The 13,691-nt window shown below is 71.4% G+C and carries 11 protein-coding genes; 3 read left to right on the forward strand and 8 right to left on the reverse strand.

From position 1 onward, the window contains the following. Positions 1-73: 73 nt before the first annotated feature. The 3 genes from tssH to JMJ55_RS16395 all read left to right on the forward strand — a co-directional run bounded on the left by tssH (position 74) and on the right by JMJ55_RS16395 (position 3,822). Entirely contained in the window at positions 74-2,722 is a 2,649-nt protein-coding gene (tssH, locus tag JMJ55_RS16385; RefSeq protein WP_202826654.1) for a type VI secretion system ATPase TssH, read from the forward strand. A gap of 54 nt (positions 2,723-2,776) precedes the next feature. Then, a complete protein-coding gene (locus JMJ55_RS16390; RefSeq protein ID WP_202826655.1) occupies positions 2,777-3,253 on the forward strand; it encodes an Hcp family type VI secretion system effector in 477 nt (158 codons plus the stop codon). A gap of 101 nt (positions 3,254-3,354) precedes the next feature. After that, complete coding sequence (locus JMJ55_RS16395; RefSeq protein WP_202826656.1) at positions 3,355-3,822, forward strand: Hcp family type VI secretion system effector; 468 nt, start codon at positions 3,355-3,357, stop codon at positions 3,820-3,822. On the opposite strand, the gene JMJ55_RS16400 is transcribed toward JMJ55_RS16395, so the two are convergent. Genes JMJ55_RS16400 through JMJ55_RS16435 form a run of 8 tightly spaced genes read right to left on the reverse strand, consistent with a single transcriptional unit; the run spans position 3,819 to position 13,690 of the window. Next, complete coding sequence (locus JMJ55_RS16400) at positions 3,819-4,553, reverse strand: PP2C family protein-serine/threonine phosphatase (RefSeq protein ID WP_202826657.1); 735 nt, start codon at positions 4,551-4,553, stop codon at positions 3,819-3,821. The genes JMJ55_RS16395 and JMJ55_RS16400 overlap by 4 nt on opposite strands. Then, positions 4,550-5,095 (reverse strand): type VI secretion system-associated protein TagF, encoded by a 546-nt coding sequence (tagF, locus tag JMJ55_RS16405; protein WP_202826658.1) that lies wholly within the window; start codon positions 5,093-5,095, stop codon positions 4,550-4,552. The genes JMJ55_RS16400 and tagF overlap by 4 nt, the downstream gene beginning before the upstream one ends. Next, positions 5,074-8,541 (reverse strand): type VI secretion system membrane subunit TssM, encoded by a 3,468-nt coding sequence (tssM, locus tag JMJ55_RS16410; RefSeq protein WP_202826659.1) that lies wholly within the window; start codon positions 8,539-8,541, stop codon positions 5,074-5,076. Before tssM ends, tagF begins: the two co-directional genes overlap by 22 nt. Further along, positions 8,541-9,938 (reverse strand): type VI secretion system protein TssL, long form, encoded by a 1,398-nt coding sequence (gene tssL / locus JMJ55_RS16415; protein WP_202826660.1) that lies wholly within the window; start codon positions 9,936-9,938, stop codon positions 8,541-8,543. The genes tssM and tssL overlap by 1 nt, the downstream gene beginning before the upstream one ends. Continuing rightward, positions 9,935-11,272 carry a type VI secretion system baseplate subunit TssK gene (tssK, locus tag JMJ55_RS16420; RefSeq protein ID WP_202826661.1) on the reverse strand — a complete coding sequence of 446 codons (1,338 nt, stop codon included), beginning with the start codon at positions 11,270-11,272 and terminating at the stop codon, positions 9,935-9,937. Before tssK ends, tssL begins: the two co-directional genes overlap by 4 nt. Positions 11,273-11,296: 24 nt before the next feature. Continuing rightward, positions 11,297-12,802 (reverse strand): type VI secretion system-associated FHA domain protein TagH, encoded by a 1,506-nt coding sequence (gene tagH, locus JMJ55_RS16425; protein ID WP_202826662.1) that lies wholly within the window; start codon positions 12,800-12,802, stop codon positions 11,297-11,299. A 1-nt stretch (position 12,803) separates the two neighbouring features. Then, positions 12,804-13,091 carry a PAAR domain-containing protein gene (locus JMJ55_RS16430; RefSeq protein WP_202826663.1) on the reverse strand — a complete coding sequence of 96 codons (288 nt, stop codon included), beginning with the start codon at positions 13,089-13,091 and terminating at the stop codon, positions 12,804-12,806. Next, positions 13,091-13,690, reverse strand: a complete 600-nt coding sequence (locus JMJ55_RS16435; RefSeq protein ID WP_202826664.1) for a DUF6931 family protein — start codon at positions 13,688-13,690, stop codon at positions 13,091-13,093. Before JMJ55_RS16435 ends, JMJ55_RS16430 begins: the two co-directional genes overlap by 1 nt. Position 13,691: the final 1 nt, after the last annotated feature.

A 13,691-nucleotide genomic window follows, 5' to 3' on the forward strand; every position in this document is an offset into this window, starting at 1 on the left:
AGGCCTCGCCCAAGCCGTTTACGTTCCGGCCCATCAAAGGAACGGCCGTCGGTTAACGGGAGATGAGCGGGCCATGGTGGCGATCGATCTGAAGTCTCTCGTTGGTCGTCTGAGCTCCCTGTGCCGTCGCCAGCTGGAGGCTGCGGCCGGGCTGACTCTGTCCCGCTCCCACTACAATGTCGAGATTGAGCATCTTCTGCTCAAGCTTGTCGAGACCCAAGGTTCCGACGTCAACACGCTGCTGCGCAAACAGGGAATCGATAGCGGCCGGGTCATCGCCGAGATCACCCGCGCACTCGACAAGCTGCGCACCGGCAACGCGCGCGCGCCGTCGCTCTCGCCCGACATCGTCACCTGGCTGCGCGAAGCGTGGCTGCTTGCCTCGCTCGAAGGCGGCACCGGCAAGATCCGCTCGGGCCATATGCTCGCGGCACTGCTCGCCGACGAGACTTTGTCGCGCACTGTCAAGGACAGTGCGCCGAGCCTGCTCTCGATCCCGGCCGATGCGCTGCGTCGTGGCGGCCTCGACGCGCTCTGCGAAGGCAGCACCGAAGCCGAGGAAGTCGCGTCGCCGCTGCCCGGCGACGCCTCCGCCGGTGCCGCCGCGGCGCCGGGCGAGGCTCCGCGCGGTGGCGGTCCGCTGGAGCAATTCTGCACCGACCTGACCGCCCAGGCGAAGGCCGGCAAGATCGACCCGATCCTCGGCCGCGATGGCGAGATCCGGCAGGTCATCGACATCCTGACGCGGCGACGGCAGAACAACCCGATCCTCACCGGCGAACCCGGCGTCGGCAAGACCGCGGTTGCCGAGGGCCTCGCGCTGCGCATCGCCGCCGGCGACGTGCCGGAGGCGCTGCGCAAGGTGAAGCTGATGTCGCTCGACCTCGGCCTGCTGCAGGCCGGCGCGGGCGTGAAGGGCGAGTTCGAAAACCGGCTGAAGGGCGTCATTGACGCGGTGAAGGCCTCGCCGGTGCCGATCGTCATGTTCATCGACGAGGCGCATACGCTGATCGGCGCCGGTGGCGCGCAGGGGCAGAACGATGCCGCGAATCTTCTGAAGCCGGCGCTGGCGCGCGGCGAGCTGCGCTGCCTCGCCGCCACCACCTGGGCCGAATACAAGAAGTATTTCGAGAAGGATGCGGCGCTGACGCGGCGCTTCCAGGTCGTCTCGGTTGGTGAGCCCAGCGTGACGCTGGCCCAGGCCATGCTGCGCGGCTTGGTTGCGACGCTCGAGAAGCACCACGGCGTCCGCATCCTCGACGAGGCGGTGGAGCAGGCCTGTATTCTCTCGGCCCGCTACATCCCGGCGCGGCAGCTTCCCGACAAGGGCGTGTCGCTGCTCGACACCGCCTGCGCCCGCGTGTCGATGAGCCAGGCGGCGATCCCGGCGCCGGTCGAGGACCGACAGCGCCGCCTCGACCTCATCGCCACCGAGCTCGGCGCCATCGCGCGCGAGACGGCGGCGGGTGCCGACCACGCCGCGCGCGCCACGGCGCTGGAGGAGGAGCGGGACCGGGTCAAATCCGAACTCGCCGCGCTCGAAGCCCGCTGGCAGGAAGAGAAGGCGCTCGTCGCCCGCATCCGCGAGCTGCGCACGGAGATCGAGGAGGGTGTCGGCAGCGCCGGCAATACGCTGGCGCAGCGGGAGGAACTGGCCTCGGTCACCAAGGCCCTGCATGCGCTGCAGGGCGAGGAGCCGCTGGTGCATCCGGTGGTCGATGGCGCGGCGGTGGCCGAGGTTGTGGCCACCTGGACCGGCATTCCGGTCGGCCGCATGGTCTCGGACGAGATCAAGACCATCCTGAACCTGAAGGAAAAGCTGGAGGAGCGCGTTGTCGGCCAGCCGCATGCGCTGGCCGCGATAGCCCAGGCGATCCAGACCAACCGCGCCGGCCTGACCGACCCGCGCAAGCCGATCGGCGTCTTTATGATGGTCGGCACCAGCGGCGTCGGGAAGACCGAGACGGCGCTCGCCGTCGCCGACCTGCTCTATGGCGGCGAGCAGAACCTGACGACCATCAACATGAGCGAGTTCAAAGAGGAGCATAAGGTCTCGCTCCTGATGGGCTCGCCCCCGGGCTATGTCGGCTTTGGCGAAGGCGGCGTGCTGACGGAAGCCGTGCGCCGCCGGCCCTACAGCGTCGTGCTGCTGGACGAGATGGAGAAGGCCCATCCCGGCGTGCAGGACGTGTTCTACCAGGTCTTCGACAAGGGCAACATGAAGGATGGCGAGGGGCGGGATATCGATTTCCGCAACACCGTCATCATCATGACCTCGAATGCCGGCACGGACACCATCGCCAAGCTCTGCGCCGATCCGGACCTGATGCCGGAGCCGGAGGCGCTGACCGAGGCGCTGCGGCCCGACCTGCTGAAGGTGTTCAAGCCGGCCTTCCTCGGCCGCTGCAACATCGTCACCTACTACCCGCTGGCGGACGACATCATGAGGATGATCGTCGGCCTGCAGCTGAAGCGCATCGGCCGTCGGGTGAAATCCGCCTATGGTGTGGAATTCGAGGTCGAGGACAGCGTCCCGACCGAGATCGTGGCGCGCTGCAAGGAAGTCGAAAGCGGCGCGCGTAATATCGAAAATATCCTCAATCGTACGATGCTGCCCGAACTCTCCGCCCGCATCCTCGCGCGGCTGGCGGAAGGCGGGGAGATCGGGCGTGTGCAAGTCGGAATGGGCGAAGGCGACGCATTCCGCTACGATATCGGCTAGGCGCTGGCGCAGGGCCAACGCCGGGAAGCCGGGCAGGACAGAAGGAGTGGACCAATGCCGATCCTGGTGAAGTATCCGGACGTGAAGGGTGAGTCGAAGGTCACCGGTTTCACCGACCATTTCGAGGTCAGCAGCTTCCAGTTCGGCGTCGGCCGGGCGATCTCCTCGGCCTATGGCACCTCGACCCGTGAGGGCAGCGTGGTCTCCGTCAGCGAGATCACCATGACCAAGGTGAGCGACGGCACGACCATAAAGCTGTTCGAAGAAGCCCTGCATGGCGAGCTCGACAACAAGGTCGAGATTAAGTTCGTCCGCACCGGCAAGGGCAATACCCCGGTCGTCTATTTCAGCGTCGAGCTCGAGGGCTGCGGCGTCTCCGGCTTCTCGATGAGCTCGGGCGGCGACCGTCCGACCGAATCCCTCAGCCTGAACTTCGACAAGGTGAAGCTCGGCTACAGCCCGGTCGGCGACGACCTGGACGGCAAGCCGGTCTACTACAGCTGGGATCTCTCCACCGCCAAGGGCGCCTGAGGTCAGCTTCCTGTCCGGGGGCGGGGTGCGGCATGCCGCATCCCGTTTCCCCCGGCCGGCCTGCGCCGGCCGCCATCCCTTAGCCTTCAGGCAGGCCCCGCATGGCGATCTTCATGCTCTATGACGGCATCGATGGTGAGCACACCTTCGATGGCACACCGGGCTATATCGAGCTGCAATCCGTCTCCTGGGGCATGACGCGCAGCAGCGCCTCGGTGCGTCCCAGCCTGCGTTCCCGCATCGAGCCGGCCGTGCAGGAAGTGGCCTGCACCAAGATCATCGATGGCAGCTCGGTCGCGCTGGTCACCGAAGGGCTGACCGGGAAATTCGACCGTACGGTCACCATCAAATTCGTCCGCCAGGGCACGTCCCAATTGCTGCCCTATCTCGTTTACACGCTCTATGAAGCCGGCCTCACCAGCTTCCAGCAGGCCGGCAGCGGCGACGGCACGCCGGTCGAGAGCTTCACGCTCAACTTCACCGCGATCGATGTGCAATACACCGTCTATGAGGATGACCTGACCGGCATCCCTTCGAATGTCCTCTACCATATTGGGGATAGCGGCTAGCCCGCCTCGTCCAGGGCGCGCAGCAGCACCACGCTGACATTGTCCCGCGCGCCGCGGGACACCGCGGCCTCGACCACCGCCGCCGCGCCGGCGCCCTGGACCAGCATCGCGGCCAGATCGGGCTCCGGCAGCGCCTTGAACAGGCCGTCGCTGCAGAGCAGCAGCGCATCGCCGGGCGCGATCCGGCCGCTGACCTTGTCCAGCACCAGCTCGCCGGCCGCGCCGACGGCACGCAGGATGATATTGGCCTGCGGATGCGTCTCCGCCTCAGCCTCGGTCAGCGTGCCCTGGTCCACCATCTCCTGCACCAGGGAATGGTCGCGCGTCACCCGCTGGAGCATGCCGCCGCGCAGCAGATAGGCGCGGCTGTCGCCCGCCCAGAGGCAGGCGAAATGCCCGTCCCGCGCCAGCAGCACCACCACGGTGGTGGCAATGATCCGCCCCTCGCCGAGCGCCGCCGCCTGAGCCTGCAATTCGGCATGCACGCCAGAGAGCCGCAGCCGGGCCTCGGCCAGGATCTCGGCGGCGGAGAGGCCGGGCGGGATCCCCTCCAGCGCCGCCTTCACCGCCTGGCTGGCGACATCCCCGGCGCCATGCCCGCCCGCGCCATCCGCCACGGCCCAGAGGCCGAGATCGGGCCGGTGGACCAGGCTGTCCTCATTGCGCTTCCTGACCGCACCCGGATGGGTCGCGGCATCGGAGGCAAGGCCGGGCTCGATCGAGGGGGTCATGCCGGGGCATCCAGCAGCAGGGCGAATTCGGAAGGCTCCGGCAGGCCGGACAGGGGCCAGACCAGGCCGGGCTCGCCGGCAGTCCACCAGCCGGGCGCGGGCGCTTCGGCGGGGTCCGCCTCGCCGGGTGTGGGCAGCAGGGCGAGCAGCGCATCGGCATCCAGCCCGCCTGCCTGGGCATGGCGGAGCGCGCCTTCCAGCGCGGCGAACCAAGCGGCGGGCCACAACGCCTCGATCCGGCCCGGCGCGGTTGCCGCCACGGTCAGCGGGAAGCGCCGCCCGACGGCATCGGCCGAGGTCGCCATCACGCCCGCCACGGGATCGGGGCCGCAGGCGCCGGCCGGCAGGGCGAAGCGCCAGGCCGGCGCCGCATCCCAGAGCCGCTCCCAGTCCTCCCCGAGCGCATCCCGCGCTGCGGCGATGCCGGCTTGCAGCCAGTTATCCCAAGGGTCGCAGAAGCTGCTCGGCAGGCCACGGCGCACGAAATCCCCATGCGCCGGCAGCTTGCCGTACAGCCCTGTCACGGCGCCAGTTGCGGGCATCGGAATTCCTGCAGCTCGCGCAGGCCGAAGGGGTGGATGCTGCTGCCGGTCCGCAACTCGAAGACGATGGAGCGGTCGCCCTGGGTCACCGTCGCCCGCAGCCGATCCGCCTGGCCAGTGGATTGCAGCGCCGCCTGGCGGCCGGTCACCAGCTTGAAGGCGGACCAGCCGCCATCCAGCGCCAGCGGCCCGGCGGAGGAAGCCGGCTCGAAATTCAGGGTGACATTACCCCGCGTCGGCCAGCTCAGCGGGATCGGTCGGTTGGGTCCGCCGCGCGCCATCTCATGCCGCGTGCCCTCGACCTCCAGGATGGCGCCCTGGGCATTCGGGTCGAAGCCCTGCGGCACCAGCTCGAAGCGGAGGCCGCCCATCATGGCGCCGCCTGGGAAGAAGGCATCGCGGATCGCCTGGGCGCGCTCGAATTGCTGCACATCGGCCTGGGTCACCGGCGGGGCGAGGCCGGCCGTCGCCACCAGCCGCCAGGGCTTCTGCGTGGTGTCCACATAGGGGCGGATCCACTGGGCGAAGAACTGGTCGAGCGACCCGCCCGGCCCGAAGAGCCGCGCGAAATCATCGACCGGGATGTCCTGCGCCGCATCCCGGCGGAAGGGGAAGGGGATGGCGCGCGGATCGCCCAGCGCCCGGCAGACCGGTCCGAGCGCCTGGCCGCCGGCGGCGGCAATGGCCGCCTTGGCGCCGCCGCTGCGCTGGGTCGCGGTGGACTGGCCAAGCGCGGTCAGCCAGCGGGCCAGGGGCTGCGGCTGCCGTGCCGCCTCGGCCAGCAACCGCTGCCCAGGGTCGAGCCCCGCCGCCGGCGCCGGCACCACCGTCCCCGGCGGGGAGGAGGCAAGCCGCGCCACCTGCACATAGAGCTCGTTGACGATGGCCAGCACGCCATCCAGCGGCTGCCCGGCTGCGGTGCGGAGCGCCTGGAAGCGCGTCTCGACCAGCTGGGCCACCGGCTCCGCCCCGGTCGGCGCCGGGGCCTGGCCCTGCGCCGCCTGCACCCGCTGCGCCTCGGCGCCGCGGCCCGGTGCCGCCCAGCCATCCGGCGGCGTGCCGGGCGAAAGCTGCCGCGCCGCCGCCCGCAGCAGGTCGCGGATGGGGGAGGTGGGCGCGCCCAGCACGTTCAGCCCCTCGGCAGCGTCGATCAGGTTGCGGAAGGGCGGCAGCACCAGGTCGTCGAGCAGGGTCTGCCAGGCGCGGGCATAGTCCTCGGCATAGAGGCCGAGCACGGCCGCCTCCAGCCGCGCCGGATCCTCGGCGCCGGCGGCGCGGGCCTCAGGCCCGAGCACCCAGGACTCCGCCGCCGCCGCCCGCACGGCATCACCCAGCGCCGGCATCAGCGTCCGGTAGAGCCCATCGATGGTGAAGAGGCCCGGCACGCCTTCGGTCAGCGGCCGGCCGGAGGCGCGGGTGAAGAAGCGCTGCCCCGCCGGGCCCAGCGCCTCGGCCGGCGTCCAGGGCCGCAGCGACTGGCCAAGCGGGCGCAGGCGGGAATAGACCCGCTCCGCCATCGGCAGGCGGGAGAAGACGCGGCGGGCGCCATCCACCAGCGCGCCATCCAGGGGATAGGCGGAGAATTCCATCGCCAGCAGCGCGTCGAGATGGCCGAGCAGCGCCTCCCGCTGCGGCGCGCCGGTGGCGCCGGGGAAGGCACGCAGCCAGTCGGCCAGCAGCCATTCCCGCACCAGCGGCTTGTCGAGCGGCCCCTGCCGCCCGAGCATCAGATAGACCCGCGTCGCCTCATAGAGGTAGTCGGCGCGCTGGAAATTGGTGCGGATCTGCGCCTCGAGCCCAGCCAGCAGGCGCGGCAGCATCACCCGGTCGAGCACCCGGCGATAGGCCGCTTCCGCGCCCGCGGCCAGCTCTGCCTCCTGCGAAAGACCGAGGCCGCCGCCCGGCGCATGCGCCGCCGCCGGCAGGGGCTTCGCCGCATCGAGATAGGGCAGGGCGCTGGCGAGGTTCGCATCCACCACCGGGTCGAAGCGCACGGTGCGGCCGGCGCCCTCGGCCTTGGCCAGCGCCTCCTCCAGCGCCGCGGCCCGGCGCTGCTCGGCATTGTAGGCGCTATAGGCCCAGGCGAGGCCGCCCGCCGTCACGACCAGGGCGAGGCTCCAGGCGGCGATCGCCACCATCCGCCGCCGCCGCTCCGCCCCGCGGTCACGCGCGGCCAGCCGTGCCTCGTTGAAGACCACCTCGCGCAGCAGCCGGCCGAGGAAGAAGCTGCGCCCCTTCTGGCCGAGCACGCCGACGGGCCGGCGCGGATCAAGTCCGAAGGCGCGGCTGAGAGCGCCGGTCAGACGGTCGATCGGCGTGCCTTCCTGGGTGCCGGAGGCGAGGTAGACACCACGCAGCATCGGCGCCGGGTCGAGCCGGGTGCCGCCAAAGGCAGCCGCGGCGAAGGCGCCAACCGGCTCGGCCAGGGAGGCGACCTGGCCCGGGAAAGCCATGATGGCGGCACGCTGCGAGGGGCCGCGCTCGGCCTGCAGCCGTTCCAGCAGCCGGTCCTGGAGGCGGCCGAGCAGGGCCCCGAATTCGCCGGCGAATTTGCCGGCCACGCCTTCGGGGCCGGCCTCGACCGGGAAGGTCATGCCCCAGACCTGGGCGCGCGTCTCCTTGTCGAGGTCGTCGAAGAACTCGGTGAAGCCCGAGAGCAGGTCGGCCTTGCTGATCAGCAGATAGACCGGCAGGCGCTGGCCGAGCTTCTCCTCCAGCTCCTTGATGCGCTTGCGGACGGCGCGGGCATGGTCCTGGCGGCCCTGGGCGTCGAGCTTGCTCAGCATGTCGACGCCGAAGCAGACCAGCACGCCGTTCAGAGGCTGGCGCGGCCGGTTGCGGCGGAGCATGGCAAGGAACCGGTCCCAGCCCGCCTTGTCCGCGGCGGCGTCGCTGTCCTGGGTGGTGTAGCGGCCGGCGGTGTCGATCAGCACGGCACGGTCGGTGAGCCACCAGTCGCAATTGCGGGTGCCGCCGACGCCGGAGACCTTGCCCTCGGCAAGCGGGAATTCCAGGCCGGACTGGGCGATGGCCGTGGTCTTGCCGCTGCCGGGCGGCCCGATGAAGACATACCAGGGCAGCTCATACAGATAGCCGCCCTTGCCGCCGGTGGCCTGCTTGAGCTGGGCGAGCGCGGTGGTCAGCTTCTCGCGCAGCGCCGCCTCTTCCTCGGCACTGGCCTGGGCGGCGGGGTCGGGCGCCGCGGCCTCGGTCACCAGCGCCTGGTCGCGCTTCGCCCGGCGCAGGCCAATGAGGATGACGGTGACGAGGAAGACGATGACCGGCAGCGAGGCCAGGATCAGCCGGGGGATGAAGCCCTCGAATGGGAAGACGTCTCCGGCACCGATCAGCGGCCCGTAGACCCAGAACACCGCCGCCAGGGCGAGGGCCGCGACCAGCCCGGCCAGCGCCGGGACGCTGCCGAGGACGGAGAGCAGCGCGCTCATCAGCCGGCCCCCCCATAGGTCACGATCACCTCGATGCGGCGGTTTTCCTCCCGCCCTTCGGGTGTCGCATTCGCTGCCACCGGCTCGCTCTCGCCGCGGCCCTCGAAGCTTAAGCGGCCGCGGTCGCCGCCGGTCGCGGTGGCGATGACATCCTGCGCCGCCTGCGCCCGGGCCGCCGAGAGGTGATAGTTGGACGGGAAGCGGGCGGTCTTGATCGGCTGGTTGTCGCTATGGCCGAGGATCTGCACCCGCCCCGGCTCCTCCCGCAGCGCCTCGCCGATGCGGTTCAGCAGGGGAAGGAAGCGCGGGTCGAGGCTGGCGCTGCCGGAGGCGAACATGCCGCGATTGCGGATCCGGACGATGACGCGGTTCGGGTCGGAGAGCACGCTGACCAGCCCCTGCTGAATCTCGGGCGCGAGGAATTGGCGCAGCCGCGTCTGCAGATCCGGCCGGCTCGGCGCCGGTGCGGGCGGCGGCGGGGCCGGGGGCACCGGCGGCGCGGCACGCTGGATGGTCGGCAGCGCCCCCGGAGGCAGGCCCGCGAGGCGGGCGAAGAGATCCTCGCTGCGGCCGGACAGCGCATTGGCGAAGCCGGCATAGCCGAGGCCGAGAGCGGCGATGGCGAGCGCGCCGGCGACCCAGCTCGGCACGCTGCGGCCGGTGCGACGATGTGGTGCATTCACGCCACGCCAATGCGGCGACAGCTCCCGCTCATAGGGACCACGCAGCTGGACCAGCAGCTGGTAGAGACCCTCGCGGATGCGGTCCAGCTCGGCGGCGCCGCGCGGCGAGAGTCGGTAGCGGCCCTGCAGCCCGAGGGCGAGGCAGAGATAGGCCACTTCCAGCGCCTGCCGGTAGCGGCCGGGATCCTTCTGCATGCCGGCCAGCATGTCGAAGAAGCGGTCGCCGGCCTTCACCTCCTGATGGAAGGTGGAGACCAGCGAATGGGCGCCCCAGCCGCTCTGCTGGCCCCAGGGCGTCGCCATGGCCACATCGTCGATGGCGGCGCAGAGGCCGTAATGCGCGGCCCTGATCTCATCGGGGTTGATATCGGCGCCGCGCGCCTCCGCCTCGAAGCTGCGGAGCGCGCGGATGGCGCGTTCGCGCAGCTCAGTGGGATTGGGCACATGCACGCTGGCGACGAGGCGCGAGAGCAGGTCGAGCAGCGGCGCGGCGGCGGCCGAGAGCGGGCCGAGGCCGATTTTCGGCAGCGTCTCCGCCTCGCCCGCCATACGCGGTGTCGGACCGAAACTCGGGGCCGCCGCAGCCGTGGGCGGGGCGCCGAAATTGGGCGGCACGGCCGGGGCGGCGGCCGGCATGGGCGCAGCGGCGCGGGCCGGGCCGCGGACCACCGTGCGGTCGCTGTCATCCGGCTCGGAGAAAGGATTGTCGCTCATGCGAGGATCGCCCACAGCTCCATGCGGAGGTTCGGGAACTCACCGGAGACATGGATGGCGAAGCCGCCCGATGTCTGCATCTGCTGCCAATGCGGGCTGCCGCGATCCAGCTCGAAATAGGTGGCGCCGGCATGGAAGGGGATCTGCCGTGGGGCGACCGGCAGCGGACGTACTGCGATGCCGGGCAGGGCCACATTCACCAGCTCCCGGATATGCTCGACCGCGCCGATCTTCACTTGGTTCGGGAAGAGCCGGCGCAGATGCTCGGACGGCATGTCCGCCTGCACCGCGAGCACGAAGGAACCGGCGCGGAGCCAGTTGCGGTCGGTGATCGGGCCGATGCGGACGCCGTGCCGCGCATCCCGCAGCGGGATGGCGACGGCATTCTGGTCGATATCGGCGGACAGCGCCCGGCGGAGATCGGCGATGACCGGGGCGAAGCTCCGTTGCAGATCCTCATGGCGGTAGCCGGGATAGCTGCTGGCACGGCGGCTCGGATCGGTGAAGGTGGCGAGCTCGCCCGCCAGCTGCACCAGCGTGGCGTAGAAGGCCTCTGGATGGACATTGCCGGCATCGGCCCAATGCGCCAGCAGCGGCTGCCAGCGGTTCAGCGCCTGGAGCAGCAGGAATTGGCTGACATCGGCGACGCCGCGCGTGCCCGGCTGCGCCAGCCGCCCGGCCAGCGCCTCGGCGCGCTGGCCGATCATCCCGACCAGCTCGGCGATCAGGTTCGCCAGGGGTGGCGCGGCGGAGATGCGGAGGCAGGTGGGGATATAGCGCTCATCGACGACGACGCGCCGGTCGGCCTGGACCTCGACGATGCGGGCGATGCCGATGCCGGTGAAGCCGGCGCGCTCCTCCGTCTCCAGCATGAAGCGAAGACGCGGGCGGCCGACCTGCAACTCGGCCGGCAGGGTGCTGTCGGAATGGGTGTCGAAGGCCTCGAAGCTGCGCAGCGCATAGCGCGCACCGCCGCTCTCGGGCCCCTCGGTGAAGGCGATCTCGGGGCTGCCCGGCTGGCGGATTGGCGCCGCCAGATAGACCACGGCGTTGCGCGTGCCTTCCGGCAGGTCGAGCGGTAGGGGTTGGTCAGCCTGGCCGGGGATGGCGAAGGGCGTGCCGTCCTCCAGCACGCCGGCGGCATTGGCGAGGGCGAATTTGCCGGCCCCCAGCAGGTCGCGGTCGAGGGACAGCTCCGTCACCCCCCAAGGATGCGGGCGCAGTGGCGCGGTGCGCGCCTGGAGCAGATGCTCGAGATACCGGTCCTGCTGCTGGAAGTGCTGGGCGCGGAGGAACATTCCCTCCTGCCAGACCACCTTGTCATACCAGCTCATCCCCACTCCCCCCGGCGGTGCCGGCTACCGCCTGCCATCCTTGCGCGACGCTTCCTCATAGGCCCGCGCGAAGGCCTTGCCGAAGGCGCTGTCGAAATCATCCTCGAACTGGTCGAGCAGCTGCGTGTGCAGCGCCTTGTAGGCTTCCCAAAGCCGCTTCTCCTTCGCGCCGAGGAAGCCGCCGCCCTTATCGCCGGCCTCAATCCCCGCGGGCGCCAGCTTGTCGAGCAGGGCCCGCGCCGCCGCCTGGGTTGCGGCCAGCGAGGCAACCTGATGCGCGTTGAGGTCGGCGACCGTCTCCTCGACCGCCTTCACCATCGGCTTCGGGCCAAGCAGCGCGGCGAGGGCGGCGTCGTCGGTGGCGGCGAATTTCAGCGGGTTGTTGCCGGCGGCACGGAGCATGGTCTGCTCGATGCGGAATTCCCGCTTCACATCGGCCCGCGCGATCAGCAGGGCGCGCAGCCCGGCAACGGCGGCGCGCAGGCTGGCCCCGGCGGCGACCAGCGCGGCGGCCGGATCGGCCCCGGCCAGCGCCGTGGCCGGCAGGCCGGCGCCTTGCAGCACCAGGGCGAGCGCCGCATCCGGCCCCATGGCGGCCGGGGCGGGGGCTGCGGCGGGCGGCGCCACCGCCGGGGCGGCGGGCGCCACCGGCGCGACCACCGCGGGCGCCGGGATGGCGATGCTCGGCACCCCCTCCTCGGCGAAGGGATCAGTGGAGTCTGCCGCCGGCGGCGGGGCCGCGACCGGGGCCGCAGGCGCGGGTGGTGGCGGGGGCGGCGGCTCCCAGGCCGGCGCGGCCGGCGGTGCTGCAACCGGCGGGGGCGTCTCCCGGGCGGGGGCAACGGGCGGCGCGGCCACCGGCAAGACCGGTGGCGGGTTCGTGGACGGCGCAGCCGGCGGCGTCAGATCGAAACCAAGGTCCCAGTCATCCGGGATCGGCGCCGCCTTGCCGACCGTCCGGGGCGGCATGAAGGCATCAGAGGCCGCGGGCCGGTGGTCCGGCATCGGCGGCTCGTCGCCGAAAGGGTCGAAATCATCCGGCAGCGCCACTCCGGCCGTCGGCAGGGGCGGCGTGGCGAAGCCGGGCGAGGGACCGGAAGAGGGCGGCGGCGCGAACGGATCGGCGAAGGGGTCCGGCACCGCCCGCCCCATGCCGGCGGAAGGAGCGCCTCCCCAGGCGGGCGCCGCGGGCGAACCGAAGCCCTGGCTGGCGGCGGCGCTGATCCGCACCTCGATCTCATAGCTGCCGAGCCGCAGCCGGTCGCCATCCGAGAGCGAGGCGACCAGGTCGCGCCCGATCGGCGCCGTCGCATGGTTCAGGAAGGTGCCGTTGGTCGAGAGGTCGCGCACCTGCCAGAAGCCGCCGCGAAACTCCAGCACGCAATGCCGCTTCGACAGTACCCGCTCGGGGTCCGAGAGCATCCATTCGCATTCGAGGCCGCGGCCGATCGTCAGGTCGCCGCCGGAGGAACGGCGGCTCTCGGGCACTGCCGCTTCCGGGCAGCGCAGCACGTTCAGCGTCAACTCCATCTCAGCTCACCAGCACAGTCGGGCAACCCAGTATCACCGTCCCGCCATGCGCGGTGAGGCTGCCCATATAGGCTGCCGGCATTCCCTTGATGAGAACTTTCACCGAGCCCATGGCGATGACGTCCGGTGGCCCGACGCAGACGCACATATCGCCGACCCGCGCCGCCGGCAGCCCGCCGATCAGCACCGTCATCCCGCCCGGCGGCAGGACCGGCCCGCCGACATGCGGCACGACGCCGGTTACCATCGGGCAGACATGCATATCCGAGACGCGGGAGGCGGGCGGCATCAGCCGCCCCCTTCGGGCGGCATCCGGCCAGCGCCGCCGAGACCGATATCCCGGGCGCTGGCGATGAAGCGCGGATAGCGCTGGGGCGCCTGCTCCGGCGCGACGCGGACGGTGGCCAGCACCACTGCGCCCGCCACCGCGACGCCGGTCAGATGCTCGGCCGGCGGCACCACGGGCTGGCCCTCGGGCGCCATGCTGCCGCCGGACCAGAAGGCGCCGACCGCGGCCCAGGCCTCGGTGCTGCGGAAGCCGGCCTTCTCGGCCGCGGCCATGGCGGCCCGGCGCGCCGGTTCCTCCGGCCGGCGAACCCAGGATTCGGCGGCATCCAGCGCGGCCTGATCCTCCGGCTTGGCGGCCGGGTCGGGCACGGCGCGGGCGCACATGCAGGCCCACCAGACCGCTTCGCGCTTCGGCAGGGCATGCGCCAGCAGCCGCAGCGCCTCGGTCATCTTTCCAGAGGATTCGAGGCAGCGCAGCGCCGCCTCGGCATCGGCGAGGCCATGGAGCAGGGCGCCGCATTCGGGATCGAGCTCCAGCCGCGGCAGCAGCGGGGGCAGGGCGACCAGGAGCTTGGAGGAGGGAGGACGGGTTCCGCTCATG

The organism is Belnapia mucosa (assembly GCF_016775475.1).
Lineage (GTDB): Bacteria > Pseudomonadota > Alphaproteobacteria > Acetobacterales > Acetobacteraceae > Belnapia > Belnapia mucosa.

What these genes read in the sequence shown, in the direction of transcription:
- JMJ55_RS16400 (WP_202826657.1), bottom strand. Translation starts at nt 4,553, where the DNA reads ATGACCCCCTCGATCGAGCCCGGCCTTGCCTCCGATGCCGCGACCCAT.
- tssH (WP_202826654.1), top strand. Translation starts at nt 74, where the DNA reads ATGGTGGCGATCGATCTGAAGTCTCTCGTTGGTCGTCTGAGCTCCCTG.
- tssK (WP_202826661.1), bottom strand. Translation starts at nt 11,272, where the DNA reads ATGAGCTGGTATGACAAGGTGGTCTGGCAGGAGGGAATGTTCCTCCGC.
- tagH (WP_202826662.1), bottom strand. Translation starts at nt 12,802, where the DNA reads ATGGAGTTGACGCTGAACGTGCTGCGCTGCCCGGAAGCGGCAGTGCCC.
- JMJ55_RS16430 (WP_202826663.1), bottom strand. Translation starts at nt 13,091, where the DNA reads ATGCCGCCCGCCTCCCGCGTCTCGGATATGCATGTCTGCCCGATGGTA.
- JMJ55_RS16395 (WP_202826656.1), top strand. Translation starts at nt 3,355, where the DNA reads ATGGCGATCTTCATGCTCTATGACGGCATCGATGGTGAGCACACCTTC.
- JMJ55_RS16435 (WP_202826664.1), bottom strand. Translation starts at nt 13,690, where the DNA reads ATGAGCGGAACCCGTCCTCCCTCCTCCAAGCTCCTGGTCGCCCTGCCC.
- tagF (WP_202826658.1), bottom strand. Translation starts at nt 5,095, where the DNA reads ATGCCCGCAACTGGCGCCGTGACAGGGCTGTACGGCAAGCTGCCGGCG.
- tssL (WP_202826660.1), bottom strand. Translation starts at nt 9,938, where the DNA reads ATGAGCGACAATCCTTTCTCCGAGCCGGATGACAGCGACCGCACGGTG.
- tssM (WP_202826659.1), bottom strand. Translation starts at nt 8,541, where the DNA reads ATGAGCGCGCTGCTCTCCGTCCTCGGCAGCGTCCCGGCGCTGGCCGGG.
- JMJ55_RS16390 (WP_202826655.1), top strand. Translation starts at nt 2,777, where the DNA reads ATGCCGATCCTGGTGAAGTATCCGGACGTGAAGGGTGAGTCGAAGGTC.